Below are 25,162 nucleotides of genomic sequence, written 5' to 3'. Positions count from 1 at the left end.
GTTCATCGTCTGGCTCACGTCCCGTGTGTTGTTGTTCTCGGGGTACGGTCTGCTTGCACTATTGGCCAGTGCTGGCCTGGTGTCCATGACGCTTTGGTCGAGCGATACAAAAGCCCCTTCGAGAAGGGGCTTTTCAAGGCTGCGCGTGAAGGCTTAGAAGGTGCCGCGCAGGGTCACCATGTAGTTGCGCGGTTCGCCATACCAGTTGCCACGCACGCTGCTGCCGATGGTCTGGTAGTAGTGCTTGTCGAACAGGTTGTTGGCGTTCAGGGCTGCGGTCCAGTGCTCGTCGATCTTGTATTCGACCAGGCCGTTCCACACCGCGTAGCCGGACTGGATGTACGAGTACGATGAAGTCGCCGGGCTCAGCGAGCCGTCGCCCAGGCGCGTCTGCACGTTGCCGGTCACGTAGTTACGGCTCTGGATGTTGGCGCCCAGGCCGACTTTCCAACGATCCAGGTCACCCTGCAACTGATAGCTGGTGAAGAACTTGAACAGGTGCTTGGGGGTCTGGCTGCTCAGGGGCAGGCCGTCCTTGGACGGGTCCGCCGCTTTGCGCTGCTCGTTGATGTTGTAGGTGTAACCGGCCTGTACCTGCCAGCCCGGGGTCAGCTCGCCGCTGATCTCGGTGTCCCAGCCGCGGCTGACGATCTCGCCGCCGGCGACATAGCAGCAGTTGTTGGTCGGGGTGTCGGCGGACTCGATCAGCACCGCCTCGTTCTCGCGCTTGGTGTAATAGACGGCGCTGGAGAAGTTCAGGCGGCCATCGTAGAAGTCGCTCTTGACCCCGAACTCGTAGGTCTTGCCTTCGATCGGCTTGAGTTGCGATTCGCCAAAGCTCAGGTAGTTGGTTTGCGGTTTGTAGATTTCCGCGTAGCTGGTGTACAGCGACCAGTTGTTGTTCAGGTCGAGAATCAGGCCGCCGTAGGGGGTGACCACGCCGCTGGTCTTGCCACCCAGGCCGAAGGTCGAACCGAACGCCGGCACCACGCTGACCTGCTCGTCGTCATAGTCGTTGTAGCGGGCGCCGACAATCAGCTTGAGCGGATCGGCCAGTTGCGCCTTGAGGGTCACGTAGCCACCGGTTTTCTTGGTGTCCCAGACCGGATACTCATAGTACAGCGCAGGCTTGACCGGCTTGGGCAGCGCACCGACGTCGTCGCCGAACACGTTCACCGGTGTACGCGGCGAGTTGAGGCTGTAGTCGGCGTAGTACTTGTGAATGTTCTCGTGGTCGGCGCCGATCAGCAGTTCATGCTGGCGCCCGAACGCTTCGAAGGTGCCGTGCAGGTTGGCACTGATCAGGTTCTGCACGTTCTCGAACTCGCGCAGGGTGCGCGCGAAATTGGTCCCGGCGCCAGTGTCGGGGTTCAGCGCGCCGACCACCTGGCCGAGGTCGTGGTGCGTGTCGTATTTGCTGTAGGTGTAGCTGGCGTCGGTTTTCCAGTCTTCGTTCAGTGCGTGCTCGATCTTGGCGAAGCCTTCGACCTTCTCCGAGTTGGCGCTCGACCAGTCGGCGGCCAGCGACGTGTCGCGCGGCAGGCCCAGGTCGGCGCCGGTGCTGTAGCGCTGCAGGCCGTTGTCCCAGTAACCGTCGATGTCGCGTTTCTCGTAGCTGCCACCTACGGTTACCAGGGTGTCCGGGGTGACGTCGGCTTCGAGGACGCCGAACCAGGACTGCTTGTCGCTGTTCGGGCCGTCGTAGAAGTAGTCGCGGTTCTCGTAGGCGGCGGCAAAGCGCCCACGCAGCTTGCCGTCAAATCCCAGCGGCCCGGTGACGTCTACCTCCTGGCGGTAGTTGTTCCAGCTGCCGGCCGAGGTGGCCAGCTTGACCTGGTGGTGGGCCAGCGCGCGTTTGCGCACCAGGTTGACGGTACCGCCAGGTTCGCCGGTGCCGGCGTTCAGGCCGTCGGCGCCGCGCAGCACTTCGATGTGGTCGTACTGGATCATGTCCGGCAGCGACTGATAAGACTCTTCGCGCATGTTCGGCGGGCCACCGTCGGTGGTGACGTTGGTGACCTTGAAGCCGCGTGAATAGATTTCGACGTCGTTGTCGTTACCGCCCACCAGGGTGATACCGGTGGCCTGGTTGAGCACCTGGGTGACGCTGTGCAGGCCTTGGTCCTCGATGCGCTGGCTGCTCACCACGCCCACGGTCTGAGAGATTTCGCGCAGGGCTTGCGGGGTCTTGCCGCCGACCGATACCGCACCGCTGGTGTAGGAACCGGTGCCTTCGGTTTGCGAACCCAGCTGGCTGGCGGTGACCGCGGTACTGTCCAGGTTGATCGAGTTGCCGCTGGAATTCAGTGCGTTGCTCAGGGTGACGGTATTGCCTTCGACCCGGTAGGTGATACCGGTGCCCTGGACCAGGCGGCGCAGTGCGTCGAGGCTGTCGACTTCGCCCTTGATCGGCTGGGTCTTGAAGTTGCGTACGGTGTCCGGGCTGAACAGGATCTGCAGGTTGGACTGTTGCCCCAGTGCCTGCAGGGCGCCGGACAGCGACTGGGCCGGGATGTCCAGGTTGACCACTTCGGCTTGCGCCTGGGCGCAACCCAGCGCCAGCGCGATACCCAGGGCGAGAAGGGTGCGCTGCCTAGGTTTGGCGCAGTTGCGAACCCCGGAAATTCGTACGTCGTTGAGCATTGCTACTACCCGTTAAAGTGTGTTCGGCTGTAATTGAGAATTGTTCTGATTGTTAAGACGCACGCCCCGCACGAAACCGGAAAACTATTTTGTGCAGGGCGTGTGGGGATGGATCAGGCGAGCGCGCGATCGCTGACGACGCGGCCGCTGTCCATGCGTACCAGCTGGTCGGCGAGGTCGAAGTAGCGGTCGTCGTGGGAGATGACGATGATGGTCTTGCCCAGGCGCTTCAGGTCCGGCAGCAGCTCGGTGTAGAAGATCCGGCGGAAGGTCGGGTCCTGGTCGGCGGCCCATTCGTCGAACACCAGCACCGGGCGCTTCTCCAGCCACGCATTGACCAGGGCCAGGCGCTTGCGCTGCCCGGTGGAGAGGTCGGTGGTGGTGAAGTTGCCGTCCTTGACGCTGACCTTGTGGGCGATCTCCAGACGCTCCAGGTACTGGTTGGCGTCTTCGGGAATCTGCTGGTCGCCTTGCACCACATCGTCGAACAGGTAGTAGTCGGCGAAGATGGTGGTGAACGACTGGCGATAGTCATCGCGGTTGTGCGCGGTGATCGGTTCACCGTTCAGCAGGATCTCGCCTTCCTGCGGCGGGTACAGCCCGAGCAGCAGCTTGATCAGGGTGGTCTTGCCACAACCGTTCTCGCCGACGATGAAGGTGATGTCGCCTTGTTCGATGCGCAGGTTGACCGGGCCCAGGCGGAACGGCGGCTTGTCGTCCACCGCCGGGAAGCTGTAGGCCACGTTGCGTAATTCCAGGCGTTGCAGCGGTTCGGCACCACGGCCGTTGTCGCTGAGCAGCAGGTGCGGTTCGGGCGAGGAGAAACGCTCGGACAACTCGGCGATACGGCGGAAGGCAATCTGCGCGCGGCTGACGATCGGCAGGGTGCCGACCAGGTGCTCCAGCGGGCCCTTCATGTACAGCAGCACCAGCACGAAGCCGCTCATTACCGTCTTGTCGGCGCTCGGCCACAACGACTGCAGGGTCAGCGCCAGGCCGATGACGACGAAGAACAGCATCGAGCCGAAGGTCTTGGCCATGACGAAAATGTTGATCGAGCGGATCTGCGTTTCGCAGATCTGTTCGGCAGTCTTTTCGATCCGCCCGGCAAACATGCGTTGGCGCCGTGGGCGGTGAATGCGCAGTTCCTTGGCGCCTTCGGCAATGGCGTTGTAGTGCTTCTGCAACTCGTCCTCGGCATCGCGGGCAGCGAAGAAGCCCTTGATCCCGCGCGCCCGCGCCAGGTATTGCACCGCCGTGCCGAGGGCAATCGCCAGCAGCATGATGAGGAACATCGGCCACGACAGCAGCGCCAGGTAACCCAGGCAGCCGAGGGTCACCGTCAGCGAAATCGCCAGGGGCGCGAAGGCGAAGGCGAAGTCGCTGATGGTGTCGACGTCGTGGGTCAGCACCGGGATCAAGCGGTGGCTGCGGTAGCGTTCGATCTGCTCGATCGGCGCCGACAGCACCTTCTCGCCCAGCTCTTTGCGCAACTTGGCGATGATGTGCTGGCCGACATAGTTGGTGCCGATGTCCGAGCAGATCGAGCTGAGCAACGCCAGCAGGCACAGCCCGGCGAAAGCGCCCACCACCGCTTGGCTCAGGCCGCCTTCGGCATGCAGGGCATTGTTGGTGATGGCCAGCAGCGCCGTCACGCTGAGGCCGCCGACCATCCCCAGCAGTACCGACACGACGACAATCGGCCAGAAGGGTTTGAGCAGGGCGAACAGCTCGCTTAGCGCCCCGCGAGGTTGCTTGGTCATGGGGTTTTCCTGCTCAGGCACTGGTGAGGGCGACGGCATCGCGAATGCCGGCTTTGGCGCGCGCCAGGTTCTGATACAGCGACTGGCCGATTTCCGCAGCGCGGGCCGGCAGTACCGACAGCAGGGTGTCGCTCAGGCCGTGGGACGCTTCGCAGAAGCCTTGCAGGTACACCGCGGCGTGCAGCTCGGGGCTGGCCAGGGCGCGGTAGTTACGGTCGACCAGGTAGTCCTGCAAGTGATGTTGCAGCGGTGCCAGCAGCTCGCGGTGCGAGCGGCGCTCGTAGCCCGTGGCGAGAATCACCGCGTCGTAGCGGTGGGTCTGCTGCTGGTCGGTGGCCAGGTCGCGCAGGGTCAGTTCGATACCTTCGGCGGTCGCTACCACCGCTTCGATCTGCCGGCGGCAGAGCACGGCGTGGCGGAACTGGTGGGCGACTTTCTGGCGGTAGAGGATGCCGTAGATCCGCTCGATCAGGTCGACGTCGACCACCGAGTAGTTGGTGTTGTGGTATTCCTCGATCAGCTTGGCGCGCTCGGCCTGTGGCTGGTTGAACACCAGGTCGGTGTAGTCCGGGGCGAACACTTCGTTGACGAACGGGCTGTCATCGGCCGGCTTGAGGGCCGAGGCGCGCAGGATCATGTCGACCTTCACCGACGGGTAACTGTCATTGAGGTCGATGAATGCCTCGGCAGCGCTCTGCCCGGAGCCGACGATGGCCACGCGCATCGGCTCGCCCTTGGCGCACGGCAACTGCTCCAGGCTGGCCAGGTACTGCGAGTGGTGGAACACCCGCGCATCGCTCTTGAACGGAGTGAACAGCGGCGGGATCTTCGGCGTGCCACCGCTGCCGACCACCACCGAACGGGCTCGGCGCAGGCGCTCGTTGCCCTGGCTGTCGCGGGAGATCAGGCGCAGGTGCTCGATGCGGCCGTTGTGCAGATCAGGCTCGATCCGCAGTACTTCCTCGCCATACACCGCCTGGGTGGCGAAGTGGTCGGCGGCCCAGCGCAGGTAGTCGTTGTATTCCAGGCGGCACGGGTAGAAGGTGCCGAGGTTGATGAAGTCGACCAGGCGATTGTGCTGGTGCAGGTAGTTGACGAAGCTGTACGGGCTGGTGGGGTTGCGCAGCGACACCAGATCCTTGAGGAAGGAAATCTGCAACTCGCTCTGCGTTGCCAGGGTGTTGCCGTGCCAGCGGTAGTCGCTCTGCTTGTCGATGAACAGCGCGTCGATGGCGTGACCGTTGGTTTCGGCGAGTTCTTCCAGGGCGATGGCCAGGGCCAGGTTGGAAGGGCCGAAGCCGACGCCGATCAGGTCGTGGATTTTTTCCGGGGAGTGGGACTGGCTCATGGTTACGGTTCCTTGGATGGTCGAAAGGGGGCGCCTGTGAAAGGCGCCCCGGATCCTGCGCAAGTACACCGATAGAACGAGCCGTCAGAGCGAGAATTTACCGCTTTTGTCGACTCACAGTTCGCGTGCTACACGTAAGCCGATCCAGTCGCCACGGCTGTCCGGCAGGTTGGTGTTGCGGTTGCCCGAGCGTGAGAAAATCGGCGCTTCGCCCCAGTCGTTGCCGCGAATCTGCACGGTCTTGCAGTTGCCGCTCATCCACGCACTGCCATCGCTTGGCGCGCCCTCGTAGCTCTCGTTCCAGCAGTCGGCCACCCATTCGTAGACGTTGCCGTGCATGTCGTAGACGCCGAAGGCGTTAGCCGGGAAACTGCCCACCGGCGAGGTGAAGCTGAAGCCGTCCTTGGGCCCGTAGACGTTGGCATGCTGGCTGATCTGGTACTCGGCATTCGGGTCGAGCGGGAACGGGAACGGCCCGCTGCTGCCGGCGCGGGCGGCGTACTCGCGCTCGGCTTCGCTGAGCATGCGGTAGTGCTGGCCGGTCTTCTTCGACAGCCACTCGGTGTAGGCCTGCGCGTCGTGGTAGCTCATGCACACCGCCGGCTGCCGCGGGCCTTGCTTGTAGCGTGGTTTGCTGGCTGTGCATTCGCGGCCGGGGCGGGTATCGCCGTTGGCGATCTGGGTGCCCGACTCGCGCAGGTAGGCGTCCCATTCGCCTGCCGTGACCTGGTAGCGACTGATGGCGAACGGCTTGGCGAAGGTGACCGCGTGCAGTGGGCCCTCATCCGGCTGGCGGCCGACCTCGTCGTCCGGGGTGCCCATGATGAAAGTGCCGGCGGGCAGCACGACCATCTCCGGGCAGGCGGCCTTGCAGTCGCGCAAGACCGTGCCGGGTTGCTCCGCGGTGCTCGCGGCCAGTGCCGGCAAACTGCAGCCGGCCAGCAGCGCGGCCAAGGTCAGGTGATGCAGGGTACGCGTCATGAGTAGGGCCTTTTCAGAGTTTCTTGATCAGCAGGGCCATGGCCCGGTCGATTTCCTGCTCGTTGTTGAGCAGGCTCGGCGCAAAACGGATAACCGGGCCGACATCGCGGGCCACCGCGTCGACCATCACCCGGTTCTGGTTGAGGTAGGCAGCGATGGCGTCGGGGTCGCGGTCCTTGATCCGGAAGAAGGTGAAGCCGGCCGAATGCTCGGCACCGCGTGGGGTCACCAGCTGGATTGCCTGGTGTTCGAGCAGGCGCTGCTTGAGCGCATCGTTGAGCTGGTGGATGCGCGCCTCGACGTCGGCCTTGCCCAGTTGCAGGTGCAGCTCGAAGGCCTTGCCCAGCGCCCAGCGGTGTTCGAAGGCGTGGTAGCCGCCGGGGGTCATGGTGGTGGCGAAGTCTTCTTCCTGGGCGAAGGTGGCGAAGGTCGGTGTCAGGTGTTGCATTTTTTCCGAGGCGGCGCAGATGATCCCGGTGCCGCGTGGGCCGAACATCCACTTGTGGGTGCCGGCAATGAAGTAGTCGCAGTTGAAGTCGGCGAAGCTACGGTTCTCGACGCCGAAGCCGTGTACGCCGTCGACCACATAGAGAATCCGCTCCTGCTCACTGCGGTTGCGGTTGTGCTGGCGCACCAGCTCGCCGATCTCGCCGACCGGCAGCTTGACGCCGCTGCCCGAATGCACCCAGGTCATGCCGAGCACGCGGGTGTTCGGGCGGATGTTGCGGTCGAGGGTGCTGAGCACTTGATCGGTGGAGATTTCCCACGGCTCGCGGAACAGCCGCAGCTTGCGCACCTGGGTGCCCTGGCGCTGCTGGCGGTAGGCCAGGCAGCGGTGGGTGGAATAGTGCTCGTGCTCGCTGGTGAGGATTTCCTGCTGCGGGCCGACCTGCAGCCCGCCGTAGATCATCCCCAGGCCTTCGGTGGTGCTGCCGGTGAGGGCGATTTGCCGGGGCTTCACCTCAAGGTAGCGCGCGGCCCATTCGCGCACCTCGCCTTCGCGGTTCCATTCGTACTGGCTTTCCCAGTCCATCAGGCTGGCCGGGTTGCGGTCCAGTTCGGCGCGGTAGCGATCGATGGCCTCCTGCACCGGGCGCGGGTGGGCGGTGACCAGGAAGTTGGCGAAATGCGCGACATCCGGGTCCAGGGGGAACAGCGTCCGCAGGTTCTTCCATTTGTCCGCAGCGGTCAGCGCCAGCGGGCTTGCGGCGTGGGCCTGGGGCAGCAAGTGGCTGGCCAGCGGCAGGCTGGCGGCGAGCACCCCAGCCTGTTTCAAAAAGGTACGGCGATCAGTCATGGCGAGGCTCGGTGTGCTCAAGGGCGAGTGGTGGCGACAGGTTGGGCGGCTTTTTGCACCTGCTCCCAGACCCGCAGGAAGTTGCCGGCCCAGAGCTTGGCGATATCGGCTTCGGAGTAACCGCGGGTGAGCAGCTCGGCGGTGACGTTGCGAATTTCGCTAACGTCTTTCCAGCCGTTCAGGCCGCCACCGTCGTTGAAGTCGGAACTGATGCCGACGTGGTCGATGCCCATCTTCTTCACCGCGTAGTCGATGGCGTCGCCGAAGTCCTTGAGGCCGGCTTTCGGCTCTTCGTCGACGATGCCGTAGAGGCTGCCGGCGTATTCGCCGAAGCGCGCTTCGGGCCAGATGGCAATCACTGCGTCGCCCGGCATCAGTGCGTTGGCCAGGCCGTGCAGCGGCTGCAGGTCGAACCTGGCGCGCAGCGCTTCGAGTTTGTCCAGGGTCGGTTTGCTCAGTGGCTTGAGGTAGGTCGGGAAACCGACGATCTGCACCACGCCGCCGCTGTCCTTGATCAGTTGCATCTCCTTGTCGCTGAGGTTGCGTGGGATGTCCACCAGCGCCCGTGGCGCCGAGTGCGAGGCCACCAGCGGGGTGCGGCTGAGGCGGGCGACGTCTTCCAGGGCCAGGCTCGACATCTGCGACACGTCGATGATCACTCCCAGGTCGTTCAGGCGCTTGACCGCCTGCTCGCCAAGCGGCGACAGGCCGCCGAGGGCATCCGGGGTGTCGTTGAAGAACGGCAGTGGTCGCGACGAGTCGGCCCAGCTGTTGTTGCCCACGTAGCTGAAGCCGAACATGCGCATGCCACGCGCCGTCCACAGGTCGAGCTGGGCCAGGTCGCTGCCCAGCGGGTAGGCGTTGAGCATGCTGATGAAGATGGCGAACTTGCCTTCGCCGTGCAGGCGCCGGAAATCGTCGGGGGTGTAGGCGATACCAACCTGGTTGGGGAAGTCACGGGCCATCCGGCTGATGATCTTGTAGCGCACTTCCTGCTGGTGACGGGCCTCGTCGACGAAGCCCTCGGTGGGCCGGTGCGGCGCGTTCGGGCCGTTCCACAGTTCCGGCCAGCCGAAGAGGGTCAGCGCCGCACCGGACAGCCGGCCGCGGTTGGCCTTGACCAGGTCGAATTGCCCAGGGCCGTCCCTGTCGGCTTCATGACCGGCGCTGCCGAAGTCCAGCGGCACGGTGATATGGCTGTCGAAGGAGAGGATGTGTTCGTGCAGGGCATCGGCCTGTTCGACGATCTTGCGCGGGTAGCCGGCCTCGCCCTTGAAGTACAGGTAGCCGGCTGCGGCGGCACCGATGGTCAGTGCAAGGGCAAGGGGCAGGCCAATGGTCAGGGCCTTGCGGGAACGGATTCGGGTCATTGCCATCTCGGTCGCTGGGCTGAGTGGGCCGACCTGGGCCGGTGAGCGGCGAACGGCAGGTAGAGGTCGGGTGTCAGGGGAGGGACGAGTGGCTGGCGGGAAAATTTACGTTGGTGCCGGGTTTGGGGCTGTGCCTACCTGATATTTCTGTCAGTAGCGCTGCAGTCGGCGGGATGTCAGAGTCGTGATTGACAGCCGATCCGCCAGCGCCAGATTGAGGCCAATGTATGTGCAACATTAAACGCAATATGTATGACGCTTTGGATCGAATCGTCGTTTGTGCAATGTCAGGCGCGCAGCCAACTCAGCGCTTCTACAAGAACAGTCGGCTGGTTACCGAGGTCGACGGTGCGCTTACGCAATCGATTGTTGAGCATGGCGGCACGATTCTGGCGCAGCAGCGGCAGCGAGGGAAAGCCCGCACCACAGCGTTGCTCATGGTTGATCGACAGCGCTCGACACTCGGTTCGATCACGGAGGGCGAGAGCACAGCTGTTGCATACACGGTCTATGGTTACCACATTGCGGGCGACAATCTGCTTGGCTTTAACGGTGAGCGGCCGGAACCGTTGACCCACGACTATTTGCTGGGTATAGGTTATCGCGCGTTCAACACGACGCTGATGCGCTTCATTAGTGCGGACAGCCTGAGTCCATTCGGGCGCGGTGGGATCAATCCTTATGCTTACTGTGTTGGCGATCCGGTAAACTACAGCGATACGACTGGGCACTTTGCTTCTATTTGGCGCGGTCTGATGAAGATGCTGTTTAACAACCGGACCTCGTTCGTAGGTTCGTCATCAAGTGGTAGTAGTATAGTTTCTCGTACGCTATCCAGCAGAGCCGGAGCAACGAACGGCCGAAATACGATTAGCTGGGGTTCGTCGCAATATTTGACGATATCTTCTGCTTCCAGCGCCGCTTCGCAAGAGGCTGAATTGATAGATCAGTACCGGGCGCTTCAGCAGGCTGGAAGAAGAAGCTCAAGCTCATCGGCAACATCAAGCTCATCGAGCTCGTTTGACCATAGCAGCGTGAGCAGCTCCACGGGCTCGACCGATTTAGGTTACTACAGCGCCCTGGAACAGCCCTTTGCGCGCAGCGCGGGCAGCTCGGGTGCTTCGAAGAGTACCTCCGGTTTCACCGGCAGCCTGAAAGGCGTCCAGTTGCAGCCATTCGAGCGCTGGCACCTCGACAATGCCTACTCCAATATTAGGCTTGACCGTCATGCGTCCAGCCTGGGCCTTGACGGTATCAGCATCGGGCGCTCCAATCGGGATGTGCAGCGCTGGGTCAACGCCACCACCCGCGACGCGGATCAAGAGCTGGCGGCATTTTCCAACCTTCCTCTCCCGAGCCTTCCGCTGCGACCAACGGTCAGCCAGGAGGCGCTGCAGATCAGGCGCGGGTAGCCGGCAGCGGCGTTGCCTGCTCGCTAAAGTTTCGCCATCGCCAGCCGACTACCTGAGCAGATCCACACCATCAGGACGATAACGATGTTAAATCTCAGCATGGCCGGCAGCATGACCATTGCCGGTAACCAACCGACCAGCACCGCCTTGGCCATCAGCGCCGCAGCGCCGGAAAATGGTGCGCTCAAGGACGATGCGCTGCGGGTCGATGCCAGCCAGATCAGCAACCCAGGCAAGGCCGCCGAGGCCAAGGAGAAAGCCGAGGCCGCAGCCAGCAGCGAGCCGCCGCACATCAAGCAGATGCGCGAGCAAGTAAAGCGTCTGCAGAAGCAACTGGAAGAAGACCAGAAGGCATTGGCTCAGGCCATGGCCAGCAAAGGCGACGAAACCACCAAGGCGGTACGTGTGATGGCTGCGCAAGCGGCGGTGGCAACCACTTCCGGTCAGTTGCTGCAGGCTACTGCGGCCCTGCTGCAAGCTTTGACCGAAGCGGGTGGCAGCAGCGCTGGCTCGGCGGTCAGCACTACCGCCTGATGCGTCGACCACTGCCTGCCGGGCGCAATGCCTGGCAGGCGGGCGCAGATCAGTCCTGCGGGCGGTTCTGCGACTTGTCCGACTTGTAGCGCATCGCTACCGCCGGCGCTGGTTTGGCGTTGCCGGTTTCCAGCCACTGGCGCAGGCGCGAAGCGTCGGCGAAGTGGGTGTACTTGCCGAACGCATCCAGAATCACCATCGCCACTGGCCGGTTGTCCATCTTGGTCAGCAGTACCAGGCAGTGCCCGGCCTCATTGGTGAAGCCGGTCTTGGTCAGGCGGATATCCCAATTGCTCTTGTTGACCAGGTGGTCGGTGTTGCGAAAGCCCAGGGTGTAGTTGGGTTTGCGGAACGCCACGGTCTTCTCGCGGGTGGTGCTCAGTTCGCTCAGCAGCGGGTAGTTGCGCGAGGCCAGCAGCAGTTTGCCGAGGTCGCGGGCGGTGGACACGTTGCGGGTCGACAGGCCGGTTGGCTCCACATAGCGGGTATGGCTCATGCCCAGTGCCTTGGCCTTGGCGTTCATGGCCTTGATGAACGCCGGGTAGCCGCCCGGGTAGTGGTGGGCCAGGGTGGTAGCGGCGCGGTTCTCCGACGACATCAGGGTGATCAGCAGCATTTCTTTGCGGTTCAGCTCGCTGCCCAGGCGCACGCGCGAGTACACGCCTTTCATGTCCGGGTTCTGCGCGATGGTTACCGTGAGGTTCTCGTCCATCGGCTGTTTGGCGTCGAGCACGACCATGGCGGTCATCAGCTTGGTGACCGAGGCAATCGGCACGACCCGGTCCGGGTTGCTCGAATAGAGCACCTGGTTGGTTTGCAGGTCGATCAGCAGCGCGCTGCCAGACGCCAGGTGTAATTTCGATGGGTCGCGCTGCACGTGCGGCGCGGGTTGTGCAACAGCATTCGACGTGACGCTGGCGGTGCCTGTGAGCAACAGCAGCAGGCTTAGAATCGAAAGGGAGGTTTTCACGGTAGTGCTCACTAAAAGTGGGTATGTCGTTGGCTGTGCAAGGGTTTTTGTTTTTCTAATCGTGACATTTTGGAGTATGGCAGAGGCGCTGTCGAATGCCTTATGCCTAAAGGGCGCAAGGTGAAATATCTTTAATCCTGTACCAACTGCTGCGCGAGTTCGACGTCACAACCTCAGCGATAATAAGCCAAGTTGCCTATGTGCATGTGGTGGGACTAGAAAGGGCGGTGTGCGGCTCAGCGGTGCGCTGTTGGAAACGGGATTGGGTTTGCTGACAGTGTGCTGGATATTTCCAGTGGTGCAGTGTAAGGGTCTTTGCCCTTGCTTAGGGTGACGCGTTAATGCGGGAAAATGGCAGTGAATGTCGTTCCTGCTTTCTTGGAAGAGGTGACGGATACTTCTCCGCCATGAGCCCTAACAATCTCTCGGACAATGAATAACCCTAGGCCTATGCTCCTGAGGCCGGCATTGTCGTGACTGCCCCTGATCATGGGCTCGAATAGATTCGCTAAAAGCCCTTTTGGAAGCGGCGTACCAAAATTATGAACCGAAAGAACGACCCGTCTTTCATCTATCGTTGAGGATACAGTAACGACGTCATTTGCATTGCCATAGGCAATCGCGTTAGCCACTAAATTTCCGATCAGTTGGTAGAAGCGATCGCTGTCAGCGCTGAAATCTCCTTGGCCATTTGCTTCGTGAATGAGTTCGTGACCGGGGAACGCCAGTCTCAGCTCGTTTAGGCACTCCGAAACGAGCGGGTGCAAATCGACCGGCGAACAGCTAACAGCAATGCCGCGCCCAACTTGGATCAGGGTGAAGTCCAGCAGGTCTGCGATTAATCGCTGTGCCCGCTCTGCGGAGTGGGTTATGTGGCCCACTGTCATGAGTGTTTTTGGCTCCAGCTCTTTGCGAGCCAGTAAACTGGCGGCCATTTTGATCGCCGCCAGTGGGTTACGAAGATCGTGACTGACGATGCCTATCATCTGCTCAGCGAAGAGCGCTCGGTCTTCCGCTGCTGCATATGTTAGCCGCAGCCTTCCCTGTGCTTCGTCAACGTTACGTTGAGTCTTAAGGTGACTTGCGAGATGCCTTTCAGCGAGCATTCGGGCATTGAGGAGTTCGCGCTCATATCTGTTTCGATCTCGCGCTTTGAACATGGTTATCTCATGGAAGATTCCGCTGGAATGTTCACATCTGATGCCATTGAGCATCATCGAGGTGAGGTGGCCCTCTCTATGAACCAGGTCAAACTTGACGTCTGAAATGGCACCTTGGAGCTGCATGAGAGGAAGCCAGTGAGTCTGATGAAAAATGCGCGCCTCTGTGCTCATCAGTGATTGAAGCGTGAGGCCCAGTAGCTCTTGCCTGCTGTAGCCGATCCACCGGCAAAAGGTCAGATTCACTCGTTTGATCGTTCCGTTTTCCGCCGTCAGCAACAGGCCGCACGCCGCATCGTCGAACAGAATATCGCTACCAGGTATCAGTTCGCTGTCGTCAGGCATGACGTCGATTACCGTACGGAAAAGAGTGATTTGCATGGGCTGAAGAAGTATAGCGCCCGCTACAAGGTAGGCTTTGATGGCGGGGCATGCGTGTAAAGCGAGTGATTGATTTTTTTGCTCACGTCCGGCGGTCTGATATAAATCTTCTCTCGCATAGTGCGGCGCATACTCGACCCAGCTCAGGTTTTCTGAGCGCTGAGAGGTGTGTATGACTAGCGAAAGGAACGACACGAATATTGATGGATCGGCTGGAGCACCACGCGAGCCGCTAGACCAGGTAGCCACCGAAGATGAGCGAGTGAAAGGAAATCAGGCGGAAGATCCGCGGAGGGGTAAAGACGGCGAACCGCGACGCACCTCCGAATCTTCTTGCTCTTCGAACCATTCACGCGCCTCCAACGCAGAGAATTACAGCCGCAACGATAGTCCACTGGACTAGCTATAGGAGGCTCGTACCCACCAGCTTTGTGCGTAGGCTACGCCGTCTATGATCTCGCTGCCGCTGAGTGTAGTGCCGAGGGTCGACATTCCGGTCATTATCGCTTCATGTAGCACTGGCGATGGCGGATCATCAGGCGCAGGTGCACGTCACGGGCTTTCCTGCGGCCATAAAAAACCCCGTCAACGCGGCGGGGCAAGGGGAGGTGTGCGGAGCAGCGCACGGTGAAAACAGGGCGCAAATCAGGCGTGCAGGGCGCCGTGTTCGAGGCGTTCCACCAGCGTGGTGGGCCGTAATAACCGCGTGGCGGCCCGTAATAGTGGCGGTAGTACGGTGGTGGCACCGGCACATAGCGTTCGACCACCGGGTACGGCTGGTAGTACACCGGCGGCGGTGGCGCCTGCTTCCAGGAGCGCTCCACGACCCCGAGCAAAGACACTGTCCTCTGCATCTCCCTGGCCGGCCCGGCACCTTCGGCGTGCGCTTTCATAGCCACCTGTATCGGCAGTTGAATACGCTCGGGCTTGAATTCACTGGCCTCATCGCGGGACGAGCCCGCGATAGCCGCGCTACGGTCCTACTCCAGCTGCGCCAAACGCTCCTCCAGCGCCGCAATCCGCGCCTCAAGCGCTTCGACCCGCTCCAGCGAAACCCCACTGGCACTGCGCTCCGGCCCCTGCTGGCGCGCTTCGAGAATGGCCTCCATGTCCGCCGGATCGCCCAGCGCATGGGTATAGCGGTCCTCCCGCTGCCCGGCCTGACGCGGCAGGTGCAAGGCAAGCCCGCGCGCGATCAGGCGCTCCAGCTGATGCACCACCTGCTCGTTATCCTCGAACGCATGCATGCGGCTACTGCGGGTCAACAGCTCGTTCACCGTCTGCGGCCCACGCAGGAACATCAACCCCAACAGGATCAGTTGTGCCGGCACCAATTCCAGCGCCTTGTCCACCCGTTGCTCCCAACGGTCGGCGCGGCTGCCCATCTGCAACCGGGCCATGCCCTGGCCCTCCAGCGCACGCAGGCCCTGGCCAACCTGGCCTGGGCTGAGGTTCATCACCGGCTCGCGGCTGGTCTTCTGGTTGCACGCCAGCACCAGTGCGTTCAAGGTCAGTGGATAGGTTTCCGGGTTGCTCGCCTGCTTCTCGATCAGTGCACCCAGAATACGGATTTCTGTGCTGTTGAAGCGGGCAGTGGCGGGAGTATCGTGATCGGCGGACATGGCCCTGTCTCTGTGCGAGGAAAGGGCTCTAGCCTAGGGGCGGGACAGGGTAAAACACAAGCGGCGGCCGGCGCAGGGCGCGCCGGCTGCCAGCGGCTCAGGCGCTACGGCGCGCCTCGGCCTTACAGGCCGCCGCCGTAAACAGCACGTCGGTGGAAGAGTTCAGCGCAGTCTCCGCCGAATCCTGCAGCACACCGATGATGAAGCCGACCGCCACCACCTGCATGGCAATCTCGCTGGGAATCCCGAACAGGCTGCACGCCAGCGGAATCAGCAGCAGCGAACCGCCGGCCACCCCGGATGCGCCGCAGGCGCATACCGCCGCCACCACGCTGAGCAGCACTGCGGTCGGCAAGTCGACGCTGATCCCCAGGGTATGCACCGCTGCCAGGGTCAGCACGGTGATGGTGATGGCCGCACCGGCCATGTTGATGGTCGCGCCCAGCGGGATCGACACCGAGTAGGTGTCCTCATGCAGGCCAAGTTTCTCGCTCAACGCCAGGTTGACTGGGATGTTCGCCGCCGAGCTGCGGGTAAAGAACGCAGTAATACCGCTTTCGCGCAGGCACAGCAGGGTCAGTGGGAACGGGTTGCGGCGGATCTTCCAGAACACGATCAGCGGGTTCATCACCAGCGCCACAAACAGCATGCAGCCGATCAGCACGCCGAGCAGGTGCAGGTAGCCGATCAGCGCGTCCAGGCCCGATTGCGCCAGGGTCGAGGCCACCAGGCCGAAGATCCCCAGCGGCGCGAAGCGAATCACCACGCGCACGATCAGGGTCACGCCGTTGGACAGATCGCCGAGTACCTGGCGGGTGCTCGGGCCGGCATGGCGGATGGCCACGCCAAGGCCAATGGCCCAGGCCAGAATGCCGATGAAGTTGCTGCTGATCAGCGCGTTGATCGGGTTGTCGACCACGCTCAGCAACAGCCCCTGCATCACTTCGGCGATGCCGCCAGGGGCGCTCATCTGTGCGTCGTGGGTCTGCAGTACCAGCTGCGAAGGGAACAGCATGCTGGCAACCACCGCCACCACGGCAGCGCCAAACGTACCGAACAGGTACAACACCAGGATCGGGCGGATATGGGTTTCCTGGCCGTGCTTGTGGTTGGCGATCGACGCCATGACCAGCACGAACACCAGCACCGGCGCCACGGCTTTCAGGGCGCTGACGAAAATCTTGCCGACGAAGCCAAGGTGGTTCGCCGTTTCCGGCGCGATTAACGCCAGGGCAATGCCGGCGACCAGGCCGATCAGGATCTGCAATACCAGGCTGGTACGGTTCAACAAGTGGAGTAGCGGGGTCATGGCAGGTGTTTCTCGGTCTTGTTCAAGGGCCCGGAGGCAGTTCCGGGCAGCGAAGCGGGGGCGGCACAGGCAAGGCCGGCCGCGAAAGGGGCGCGACTTTAGCACAGAGCAGCGGTGCGAACCCATTGGCCCCGCCCATCGGTAGGTGAGACGGGGTGTCGCTGGTAGTATGCGCGCCCCCTTATAAACGGCTGGCGCCGTGGTTAATTAACGCTGGAGTGTGGATGTTACTGCCGATTCTGTTGCTGGCTGCGGCCGGCTTCACTGTTCTGACCACCGAGTTCGTGATCGTCGGGCTGCTGCCGGGGATCGCCCGTGACCTGGCGGTGAGTATCCCCCAGGCCGGGCTGCTGGTGACCCTGTTTGCCTTTACCGTGGCCTGCTGCGGGCCGTTCCTCACTGCCTGGGCGGCGCGTTTCGAACGCAAGCGGCTGTTCGTCGGCATCCTGCTGTTGTTCGCCGCCGCCAACGCGCTGGCGGCGCTGGCCTCGAACATCTATGTGATGGCCTTCGCCCGCCTGGTGCCAGCACTGGGCCTGCCGGTGTTCTGGTCGCTGGCCAGCGAAACCGCGGTCGACATCGTCGGCCCGGCCTACGCCGGACGAGCGATCGGCAAGATCAGCTTCGGCGTGGTCTGTGCCACGGTCTTCGGCATTCCGGTCGGCACCCTGGTCGGCGATGCGTTCGGCTGGCGCGCGGCGTTCTGGCTGCTCGCAGGCCTGGCACTGGCCAAGGCCTTGTTGCTGTTCCTGTACCTGCCGAAGACGCCCCGGCACAACCAGGCGACGTCGTTGCTTGGCCAGTTCGGCATCCTGCGCAGCCGCCTGCTGCAAGGCCATGTCGTGCTCTCGGTGCTGGTGTTCAGTGGCATGTTTACCGCCTACACCTACCTGGCCGATATCCTCGAACGCCTGGCCGGATTCGACGGCGCCACGGTCGGCTGGTACCTGATGGGCTTCGGTGCAGTCGGCCTGCTCGGCAACAGCCTTGGCGGTCGCGCGGTCGATCGCCACCCGCTGCTGGCCTCGGCGGGCTTCTGCGCACTGATGGCCATCGGCTTGCTGGCCGTGGTCCCGAGCATCCAATCGCCGCTTGGTTTACCGTTGGCGCTGGGGCTGTGGGGCGCGAGCCAGGCGGCGCTGTTTCTGGTCAGCCATGTGCGGGTGATCAAGGCTGCACCGCAGGCAGCGGCCTTCGCCGCCTCGCTGAACATCGCCGGGGCCAACCTGGGTATTGGCCTGGGCGCGCTCATCGGCGGGCGGGTCATCGACAGCTTCGGCCTGGCCAGCATTGGCAACGTAGCCGCGCTGCTGATCGGCAGTTCCCTGCTGCTGGCGCTGTGGCTATGCAGCGCACGCTTCAAGACCAGTTGAACAGCTCGCGGCGGGCGCCTTCGGTAATCGCGACAATACCCGGGTGCTTGACCTTGCGTTCCACCGAGATGGCGTAGAACGACTCGGTCACCGCGTCGGTCTGGCCAACCAGTACCACGCCATATTGGCGGCAGATTTCCTCGGCAATCACGCTCGGGGCGATGAAGATGCCGCTGCCGGATTTACCGAATGCCTGCATCAGTGCACTGTCGTCGAATTCGCCGATGATCCGCGGTTGCAGTTGTTGCTCGGCAAACCAGCGCAGCAAGCGGCTACGCACCACGGTTTCCTGGCCCGGGATCAGCAGCGGCGCATGCTGCAGGCCGAGCGGGAAGGGCGCCGCATGCAGCGCCGCTAGTGCCGGGGTGGCGAGGAAGCTGATACCGCATTCACCGAGTTTCTGGCTGTAGCCCTTGATGTCCAGGTGGCTGGGCATCGGGCTGTCGGAAATCACCAGGTCCAGGCGTTGGATCGCTAGGTCTGCCAGCAGCCGTTCCAGTTTGTCTTCGCGGCAACTGATGCGCAGCGGCTCGGCCAGCTCCATGGTTGGCGCAATCAGCCGGTAGACGATGGATTTGGGCACCACGTCGGCGACACCCACGCGAAACAGGATCTGCTGCTCGTCCGGCTGGGCCCGCAACATGGCCTCCAGCTCGCCGCCAATCTGGAACATCTGCTCGGCGTAGCCCAAGGCCTGGCGACCGGTTTCGGTCAGTTCCAGTTGCCGACCGACCTTGCGAAACAGCTCGATGCCATAGGTTTGCTCCAGCAGGCTAAGCTGGCCGCTGATGGTTTGCGGGGTGAGGTTGAGCTGCTCGCAGGCGCGGACGATGCTCCCGGTTTTCGCCACGACCCAGAAATAATGCAGTTGGCGGTAATTGAGCATGGAAGACTCGCGGGGTAATAGTTCGGTAAAAACGAAGTATAGCCGGTAAAAATACGAATTTTCCTGATGTTTCACTCTCTCTAGAATGCCAACCCATCACGTTACCAGCTGTTTCCGAAGCTGGCCGATTGGAGAGAGGAACTCATGTTACAGATCAAATCCATTGGTACCCCGCTGGTCCTGTTGCTGGCGCTGTTCGCCATGAGCGGCTGCGACCAGGCCGAGAAATCGGCGCAACAACTGCTCAACCAGGCCGCCGAGTCGGCCAAGGAAGCCATCGACAAGACCAACGATGCTGCCCAGGATGCCCTGAAAGAAGCCACCGGCTCCAAGGCCGATAAAGAAGACACCGCTGCGGCCGACAAGAACGGTCAGGAACTCTAACCTTCACCTTTTGCTATCAATTCAGGATTGAGCCATGGAATACCTGCTGGAACTTGCTGCAAGCCCGACCGCCTGGGTCGCCCTGGCCACCTTGGTGGCCATGGAGATCGTGCTGGGTATCGACAACCTGATCTTCATCTCGATCCTGACCAACAAACTGCCGGAAGAGTACCGCTCCAAGGCGCGCCGTATCGGTATCAGCATGGCGCTGGTGATGCGTCTGGCGCTGTTGAGTACCGTGGCCTGGATCGTCCAGCTCACCGAGCCGGTGATTGACGTGTTCGGTCATACCTTCTCCTGGAAGGACATGATCCTGATTGCCGGTGGTCTGTTCCTGCTGTGGAAGGCGACTACCGAGATTCACCACAGCGTCGACACCCGCGCCAAGGAAGAAGCCAAGGCGTCCTCGACCATCACCCTGGGCTTTGCCGCCGCCATCGGGCAGATCCTGTTGCTGGACATCGTTTTCTCGATCGACAGCATCATTACCGCTGTGGGCATGACCGAGCACCTGCCGATCATGATCATTGCCGTGGTGAGCGCGGTGATCGTGATGCTGGTAGCGGCTGACCCGCTGGCCAAGTTCATCAACGACAACCCGACGGTGGTGATGCTGGCCCTGGGCTTCCTGATCATGATCGGCATGACCTTGATCGCCGAAGGCTTCGGCGCCCATGTACCGAAGGGTTATGTGTACGCGGCGATGGCCTTCTCGACGGCGATCGAAGTGCTGAACATCCTGGCTCGCCGGGCCCGGGAGAAGCGCGAGACGCTGGAGGGCTGATCGCAAGATCGGTTAAGCCCTATCGCGGGACGAGCCCGCTTCCACAGGAGTATCTAGTGCTCCTTGTGGGAGCGGGCTCGTCCCGCGATGCTTTTCAGCTGTTCAAAACATGAATTCAATGGGCATGCACCGGCTTGGCCACTTTTACCTTGGGTTGCTGGTGCAGATGATGGCGCCGCGCGATACGCAGTACGCCCCAGAGCATGGCGGCCGCTACCAGCAGCCAGGTGCCGATCAGTAGAATGATTGCCATTGCAAGGCTCATGGGTGCCTCCTCAACCTCGACAAGCTTAAGGCTTGTCTTGCCACTACAGGTTCAGTCTAGCCGCTGCCTTGTTGCAGGCCATTGACCAAAGGTCTAGGGCTTGGGTCCATTCGTTCTAACCCCGCCTCGGGCTATACCCGCCCGCCGTGTCGTCCTATGATCTGCGCTTCCGCCCAGGCGTCATCTGCCTGGCGTCAGAACAAGCGAGTCTGCATGCTGCCCACATTCCTCACGTCTTCCGCTGCGCTACCACGCCGTTTGCTGCTGGCCGTGGCTCTTGCCGCCAGCCTGGCCGGTTGCGCCAGCCAGCCCGACAACGAGCTGAAAAGCCTGCCGCAACGGGTCGAACTTGGCACCGTACCGTTCTTCCGTGGCAACGCCGACCAGAGTGCGCCGATGGCCCTGGCCGCGATCCTCTCCGAGCAGGGCGTGCGCATTACCCCGGGCATGCTCAAGGCGCCGCTGCACCTGCCCAAGGGCATCGACCAATTGCAAACCTCGGTGCAGAGCGTCGCCCGTGACTACGGCATGCTGGTCTATCCGCTGGACCCGGCCCTGTCGGCGCTGCTGACCCAGGTGGCGGCCGGCAATCCGGTGTTGCTGCGGTTCCAGGAAGGTTCGGCGTTCTGGAGCGAGCCACGTTACGCGCTGCTGGTCGGCTACGACCGTTACAAGCAACGGGTATTGCTGCGCGCAGGCTTCAGCCGACGCCTGTTGATGGACTTCGACGACTTTGAAGCGGCGTGGAAGAAAGAGGGGAGTTGGGCAGTGCTGGTACAGCAGCCTGGCCAGTTGCCGGCGCAGGTGGATCGTCAGCGTTGGCTCAAGGCGGCCAACGACCTGGCCCAGGCGGGCCAGGAACAGGCCGCGCGGCGTGCCGTCACGGCCCTGGGGCAGTGACGGCAGCGGCGCTCCGGCTTACACGCCGAGACGGTCGCGCAGGGTGTAGTACCAGGCGCCGAGGGCGCTGAACGGTACGCGCAGCAGCTGACCGCCCGGGAACGGGTAGTGCGGCAGCTCGGCGAACGCATCGAACCGTTCCGCCTGGCCACGCAGGGCCTCAGCCAGCACTTTACCCGCCAGGTGGGTGTAGGTGACGCCGTGGCCGCTGCAGCCTTGCGAGTAATAGATGTTGTCGCCCAGGCGGCCGACTTGTGGCAGGCGCGACAGGGTCAGCAGGAAGTTGCCGGTCCAGGCGTAGTCGATTTTCACGTTTTTCAGTTGCGGGAAGGCCTTGAGCATTTTCGGGCGGATGATCGCCTCGATGTTTGCCGGGTCGCGCGCACCGTAGACCACGCCACCGCCGAAGATCAGGCGCTTGTCGCCAGTCAGGCGGTAGTAGTCGAGCAGGTAGTTGCAGTCTTCGACGCAGTAGTCCTGCGGCAGCAGGGTACGTGCCAGTTCGTCGCCCAGCGGCTCGGTGGTGATCACCTGGGTACCGCAAGGCATCGACTTGGAGGCCAGTTCCGGAACCAGGTTGCCCAGATAGGCGTTGCCGGCAACGATGATGAACTTGGCGCGGACCTTGCCCTGCGGGGTGTGTACCACAGGGTTGGCGCCACGCTCGATGCGGATGGCCGGCGACTGTTCGTAAATTTTGCCGCCCAGCGACTCTACCGCGGCGGCTTCGCCCAGCGCCAGGTTCAGGGGGTGGATGTGGCCGCCGCTCATGTCGAGCATGCCGCCCAGGTAGTTGTCGCAGGCGACCACTTCACGGATGCGCTTCTGGTCCATCAGTTCCAGCTGGGTGTGGCCGTAGCGTTCCCACAGGCGCTGTTGTGATTCCAGGTGGCCCATCTGCTTGCTGGTCAGGGCGGCGAACACGCCACCGTCTTTCAGGTCGCACTGGATGTTGTACTTGGCGACGCGCTCGCGAATGATGCGACCGCCTTCGAAGGCCATCTGGCCGAGCAGTTGTGCCTGTTTCGGGCCAACGGTGCGCTCGATCACGTCGATGTCGCGGCTGTAGCTGTTGACGATCTGGCCGCCGTTGCGGCCCGAGGCGCCGAAGCCGACCTTGGCGGCCTCCAGTACGGTCACTTTAAAGCCGTTTTCGAGCAGGAACAGGGCGCTGGACAGGCCGGTGTAGCCCGCGCCGATCACGCAAACGTCCGTCTCAACGACTTCCTGCAGGGCGGGACGCTGCGGAACCGGGTTGGCCGAGGCTGCGTAATAGGATGCTGGGTAGGGGGTGTTGGCCATGCGCGGGCACCTCTGATTTGTAGTTGTATGTTCTATATAATTTACGAATGCGCAGATCGTATCAACAATAATAAACACCCGCCAGCCGGACGGTCGAAAACATTTTTTCCAGGCTCTCGAAAAAAATTTTGATATTCAGTGGCTTAGCGTGAAAAAAAGGGTTGACACCCTCCGCCGATTCCGTAGAATGCCGCCTCACAGCAGGCACATAGCTCAGTTGGTTAGAGCACCACCTTGACATGGTGGGGGTCGTTGGTTCGAATCCAATTGTGCCTACCAAACATTACCGCTCCTGTTGGCGGTACACGAAAAAGGCGATCCGCGAGGGTCGCCTTTTTCATGTGTGCGGTTTTTAGCGCGGCGCTGGGGCAGGGTAAATCTGCTGATTTTTTTGCAAATTGTGCTTTACGCAGGTGCACAGACCTGAGTAGAATGCGCCCCGCAGCAGGCACATAGCTCAGTTGGTTAGAGCACCACCTTGACATGGTGGGGGTCGTTGGTTCGAATCCAATTGTGCCTACCAAACATTCAAAAAAGGCGATCCGCAAGGATCGCCTTTTTTGTTTGCCCTGAGAAAAGCCTGGCTACGGGCTGACGCATCAGGCCGTAGCGTGCGGTTCAGGGGATGCGGATGATTTCTACACCGCTCTGCACCAGCTCGAAGCGGTCCTCGCCCAAGTGGTTGACCCGATCGCCGATGGCCAGGCGATAGGTGGTGACCGGAAGAGAGGCGGCACTTCCATCGGCTTGCAGGGTGGCTTCCTGAAATTCATGCACGGGGTAGATGCGGCCCTCGGCGTCCCGTGCGTGAAATTGTCCGACCAGTACTGCTGTCATTTAGCGTGTGACCTCTGAAGAATGTGCTCTGTGGTGCATAGACCACTGTTTTGCCTGGGAAGTTTTGTTCACCGGGAAAAAAACCTCGCGGCACTGGCGCTTCATCTATAACTAACAATTCCCTTTGTTCAGTCAGGTTGGAATTCGTCATGAGCCAGGTTTACAACGTCGCGGTGATCGTCGGCAGCTTGCGCAAGGCGTCGATCAACCGCAAGGTGGCCGAGGTGCTGGCCGAGCTTGCACCGTCGAGCCTCCAGCTGAGTATTGTCGAGATCGGCGATCTGGCCCTGTATAACGAAGACATCGATGCCGACCCGCCGGCAGCCTATCGCAGGTTTCGCGAGCAGATCCGGCAAAGTGACGCGGTGTTGTTTGTCACGCCCGAATATAACCGTTCGGTGCCGGGGGTGTTGAAAAATGCGATCGACGTCGGCTCGCGGCCGTATGGGCAGAGTGCCTGGAGTGGCAAGCCGGGGGCGGTGATCAGCGTATCGCCGGGCGCGGTAGGCGGCTTTGGCGCCAATCACCATCTGCGTCAGTCGCTGGTGTTCCTGGATGTGCCGTGCATGCAGCAGCCGGAGGCTTATGTGGGGGGCGCAGCAACGCTGTTTGACGAGCACGGCAAGCTGGCGGAGAAGACGCGGCCGTTCTTGCAAGGCTTTATTGATAGTTATGCAAGGTGGGTGGCTCGCTTGGCGGGTTGAATCGATGCCGTTGCCAGCGCGCGACTAGCCCGCTCCAACAGAGAACACAGCGGTGTCCTGTGGGAGCGGGCTAGTCCCGCGATGAGGTCCGCAAGGCTTACGCCGCCTGTGGCATTTCCCCGCGTGCCAGGCGGCAATTGATGTCCGCGATCACTGCAGGCAGCTCATTGATCGTATCGATAAGGTAATGCGGCCGCGATCCCTCGAACATCGCATGAATCCGCTTGCGCTCATTCGCCAACTGATCCGCCGCCAGTGCCTGATAACCCTCGTAGGTCAGCCCCAGGGCATTCCCCGAACACACCAGCGCCACGGTCCACATCCCCGCGCGGCGGCCTTCGAGAATCCCCGGCACGGTATCGTCGACCTTCACACAGGCCGCCACATCGTCGATCCCTAGCGCAATCACGTTGGCCAGTGCCTGTGCCGGCCACGGCCGCCCATTCGGCGTCTCGTCGGTGGCCACCACATGATCGGCGGCATAACCGTTCTGCGCCGCCAGCGCCACCACCTTGTCCATTACCACTTTCGGGTAACCGGAGCACGAACCGATTTTCAGGCCATCCTTGCGCAACGCGCCGATGGTCTCCAGCGCCCCCGGAATCAGTGCCGAATGTGTGGCGATCTTCTCGATCTGCAGCGGCATGAAGCGATTGTAGATCGCCGTCACATCGTCGTCGCTTGGCGCCCGGCCGAACGCCTTGCGGTAACGCTCGGCAATCTGCGGCTGGTCGCACAGGCTGCGAATGTGATCCCACTTGCCCATGCCCATCGGCCCACGGGCCTCGTCGATGGACACCTGGACATCGAACTCGGCGAACGCTTCGACAAAAATCTGTGTCGGCGCGAACGAACCGAAGTCGACCACGGTTCCGGCCCAGTCCAGGACCACGGCTTGCAGCTGTTTCGGGTGTTCGTAGTTCATTGAAAAATTTCC

The 25,162-nt window shown here is 62.1% G+C and carries 23 protein-coding genes and 2 tRNA genes; 9 read left to right on the top strand and 16 right to left on the bottom strand.

Going from position 1 to position 25,162, the window contains the following annotated elements:
- Positions 1-153: 153 nt before the first annotated feature.
- The 6 genes from DCO48_RS01670 to pvdM form a co-directional block, all read right to left on the bottom strand.
- Positions 154-2,643: a TonB-dependent siderophore receptor gene (locus DCO48_RS01670; protein ID WP_116548895.1), complete on the bottom strand. Its 2,490-nt coding sequence runs from the start codon at positions 2,641-2,643 to the stop codon at positions 154-156.
- Positions 2,644-2,756: 113 nt separating this feature from the next.
- On the bottom strand, positions 2,757-4,406 hold the full coding sequence (locus tag DCO48_RS01665) for a cyclic peptide export ABC transporter (protein WP_116548894.1): 1,650 nt from the start codon (positions 4,404-4,406) through the stop codon (positions 2,757-2,759).
- A gap of 13 nt (positions 4,407-4,419) precedes the next feature.
- A complete protein-coding gene (locus DCO48_RS01660) occupies positions 4,420-5,754 on the bottom strand; it encodes a lysine N(6)-hydroxylase/L-ornithine N(5)-oxygenase family protein (RefSeq protein ID WP_116548893.1) in 1,335 nt (444 codons plus the stop codon).
- 114 nt (positions 5,755-5,868) lie between these two features.
- The gene (locus DCO48_RS01655) at positions 5,869-6,735 is read right to left on the bottom strand and encodes a formylglycine-generating enzyme family protein (protein WP_116548892.1); all 867 of its coding nucleotides are present in this window, start codon (positions 6,733-6,735) and stop codon (positions 5,869-5,871) included.
- 13 nt (positions 6,736-6,748) lie between these two features.
- Positions 6,749-8,032 carry an aminotransferase class V-fold PLP-dependent enzyme gene (locus DCO48_RS01650; protein ID WP_116548891.1) on the bottom strand — a complete coding sequence of 428 codons (1,284 nt, stop codon included), beginning with the start codon at positions 8,030-8,032 and terminating at the stop codon, positions 6,749-6,751.
- Positions 8,033-8,049: 17 nt separating this feature from the next.
- A complete protein-coding gene (gene pvdM, locus DCO48_RS01645) occupies positions 8,050-9,402 on the bottom strand; it encodes a pyoverdine-tailoring dipeptidase-like protein PvdM (RefSeq protein ID WP_116548890.1) in 1,353 nt (450 codons plus the stop codon).
- 227 nt (positions 9,403-9,629) lie between these two features.
- Between pvdM and DCO48_RS01640 the strand changes: the two genes are divergently transcribed.
- Both DCO48_RS01640 and DCO48_RS01635 read left to right on the top strand, forming a co-directional pair.
- Entirely contained in the window at positions 9,630-10,814 is a 1,185-nt protein-coding gene (locus DCO48_RS01640) for an RHS repeat-associated core domain-containing protein (protein ID WP_116548889.1), read from the top strand.
- Positions 10,815-10,898: 84 nt separating this feature from the next.
- Entirely contained in the window at positions 10,899-11,348 is a 450-nt protein-coding gene (locus DCO48_RS01635; protein WP_116548888.1) for a hypothetical protein, read from the top strand.
- Between the two features lie 49 nt (positions 11,349-11,397).
- Here the strand turns inward: DCO48_RS01635 and pbpG are convergent, their stop codons facing one another.
- From pbpG to sstT, 5 genes are all read right to left on the bottom strand, one after another.
- Positions 11,398-12,318 carry a D-alanyl-D-alanine endopeptidase gene (gene pbpG, locus DCO48_RS01630; protein ID WP_116548887.1) on the bottom strand — a complete coding sequence of 307 codons (921 nt, stop codon included), beginning with the start codon at positions 12,316-12,318 and terminating at the stop codon, positions 11,398-11,400.
- Positions 12,319-12,656: 338 nt separating this feature from the next.
- Positions 12,657-13,823: a PAS domain-containing sensor histidine kinase gene (locus DCO48_RS01625; RefSeq protein ID WP_116549013.1), complete on the bottom strand. Its 1,167-nt coding sequence runs from the start codon at positions 13,821-13,823 to the stop codon at positions 12,657-12,659.
- 536 nt (positions 13,824-14,359) lie between these two features.
- Positions 14,360-14,695, bottom strand: coding sequence for a hypothetical protein (locus tag DCO48_RS01620; protein ID WP_116548886.1), 336 nt, complete (start codon positions 14,693-14,695; stop codon positions 14,360-14,362).
- Positions 14,696-14,839: 144 nt separating this feature from the next.
- Positions 14,840-15,481 carry a YceH family protein gene (locus tag DCO48_RS01615; RefSeq protein ID WP_116548885.1) on the bottom strand — a complete coding sequence of 214 codons (642 nt, stop codon included), beginning with the start codon at positions 15,479-15,481 and terminating at the stop codon, positions 14,840-14,842.
- A 97-nt stretch (positions 15,482-15,578) separates the two neighbouring features.
- Positions 15,579-16,790, bottom strand: a complete 1,212-nt coding sequence (gene sstT / locus DCO48_RS01610) for a serine/threonine transporter SstT (RefSeq protein WP_116548884.1) — start codon at positions 16,788-16,790, stop codon at positions 15,579-15,581.
- Positions 16,791-17,014: 224 nt separating this feature from the next.
- Between sstT and DCO48_RS01605 the strand changes: the two genes are divergently transcribed.
- Positions 17,015-18,163, top strand: coding sequence for an MFS transporter (locus DCO48_RS01605; protein ID WP_116548883.1), 1,149 nt, complete (start codon positions 17,015-17,017; stop codon positions 18,161-18,163).
- Here the strand turns inward: DCO48_RS01605 and nhaR are convergent.
- Entirely contained in the window at positions 18,150-19,049 is a 900-nt protein-coding gene (nhaR, locus tag DCO48_RS01600) for a transcriptional activator NhaR (protein WP_116548882.1), read from the bottom strand. The genes DCO48_RS01605 and nhaR overlap by 14 nt on opposite strands.
- 144 nt (positions 19,050-19,193) lie before the next feature.
- On the opposite strand from nhaR, the gene DCO48_RS01595 reads away from it, so the two are divergent.
- Positions 19,194-19,433: a hypothetical protein gene (locus tag DCO48_RS01595; protein ID WP_116548881.1), complete on the top strand. Its 240-nt coding sequence runs from the start codon at positions 19,194-19,196 to the stop codon at positions 19,431-19,433.
- Positions 19,434-19,467: 34 nt separating this feature from the next.
- Positions 19,468-20,217 (top strand): TerC family protein, encoded by a 750-nt coding sequence (locus DCO48_RS01590; RefSeq protein ID WP_116548880.1) that lies wholly within the window; start codon positions 19,468-19,470, stop codon positions 20,215-20,217.
- 115 nt (positions 20,218-20,332) lie between these two features.
- Here the strand turns inward: DCO48_RS01590 and DCO48_RS22660 are convergent, their stop codons facing one another.
- Positions 20,333-20,482 (bottom strand): hypothetical protein, encoded by a 150-nt coding sequence (locus DCO48_RS22660; RefSeq protein WP_165840716.1) that lies wholly within the window; start codon positions 20,480-20,482, stop codon positions 20,333-20,335.
- Between the two features lie 156 nt (positions 20,483-20,638).
- Between DCO48_RS22660 and DCO48_RS01585 the strand changes: the two genes are divergently transcribed.
- Positions 20,639-21,382, top strand: coding sequence for a peptidase C39 family protein (locus DCO48_RS01585; RefSeq protein WP_116548879.1), 744 nt, complete (start codon positions 20,639-20,641; stop codon positions 21,380-21,382).
- Between the two features lie 18 nt (positions 21,383-21,400).
- Here the strand turns inward: DCO48_RS01585 and DCO48_RS01580 are convergent, their stop codons facing one another.
- The gene (locus tag DCO48_RS01580) at positions 21,401-22,684 is read right to left on the bottom strand and encodes an FAD-binding oxidoreductase (protein ID WP_116548878.1); all 1,284 of its coding nucleotides are present in this window, start codon (positions 22,682-22,684) and stop codon (positions 21,401-21,403) included.
- Between the two features lie 202 nt (positions 22,685-22,886).
- Between DCO48_RS01580 and DCO48_RS01575 the strand changes: the two genes are divergently transcribed.
- Together DCO48_RS01575 and DCO48_RS01570 are read left to right on the top strand one after the other, a co-directional pair.
- Positions 22,887-22,963: transfer RNA gene (locus DCO48_RS01575), tRNA-Val, on the top strand.
- A gap of 167 nt (positions 22,964-23,130) precedes the next feature.
- Positions 23,131-23,207: transfer RNA gene (locus tag DCO48_RS01570), tRNA-Val, on the top strand.
- 95 nt (positions 23,208-23,302) lie between these two features.
- Here the strand turns inward: DCO48_RS01570 and DCO48_RS01565 are convergent.
- Positions 23,303-23,521: a hypothetical protein gene (locus tag DCO48_RS01565; RefSeq protein WP_116548877.1), complete on the bottom strand. Its 219-nt coding sequence runs from the start codon at positions 23,519-23,521 to the stop codon at positions 23,303-23,305.
- 149 nt (positions 23,522-23,670) lie between these two features.
- On the opposite strand from DCO48_RS01565, the gene DCO48_RS01560 reads away from it, so the two are divergent.
- Complete coding sequence (locus tag DCO48_RS01560; protein WP_116548876.1) at positions 23,671-24,225, top strand: NADPH-dependent FMN reductase; 555 nt, start codon at positions 23,671-23,673, stop codon at positions 24,223-24,225.
- Between the two features lie 97 nt (positions 24,226-24,322).
- Here the strand turns inward: DCO48_RS01560 and phnX are convergent, their stop codons facing one another.
- Entirely contained in the window at positions 24,323-25,150 is an 828-nt protein-coding gene (phnX, locus tag DCO48_RS01555; protein WP_116548875.1) for a phosphonoacetaldehyde hydrolase, read from the bottom strand.
- Between the last annotated feature and the right edge of the window lie 12 nt (positions 25,151-25,162).

This window comes from Pseudomonas sp. SDI, assembly GCF_003105155.1.
Lineage (GTDB): Bacteria > Pseudomonadota > Gammaproteobacteria > Pseudomonadales > Pseudomonadaceae > Aquipseudomonas.
Note: the sequence above shows the minus strand (reverse complement) of the source record. Positions and strands in the feature narration are given on the sequence as shown.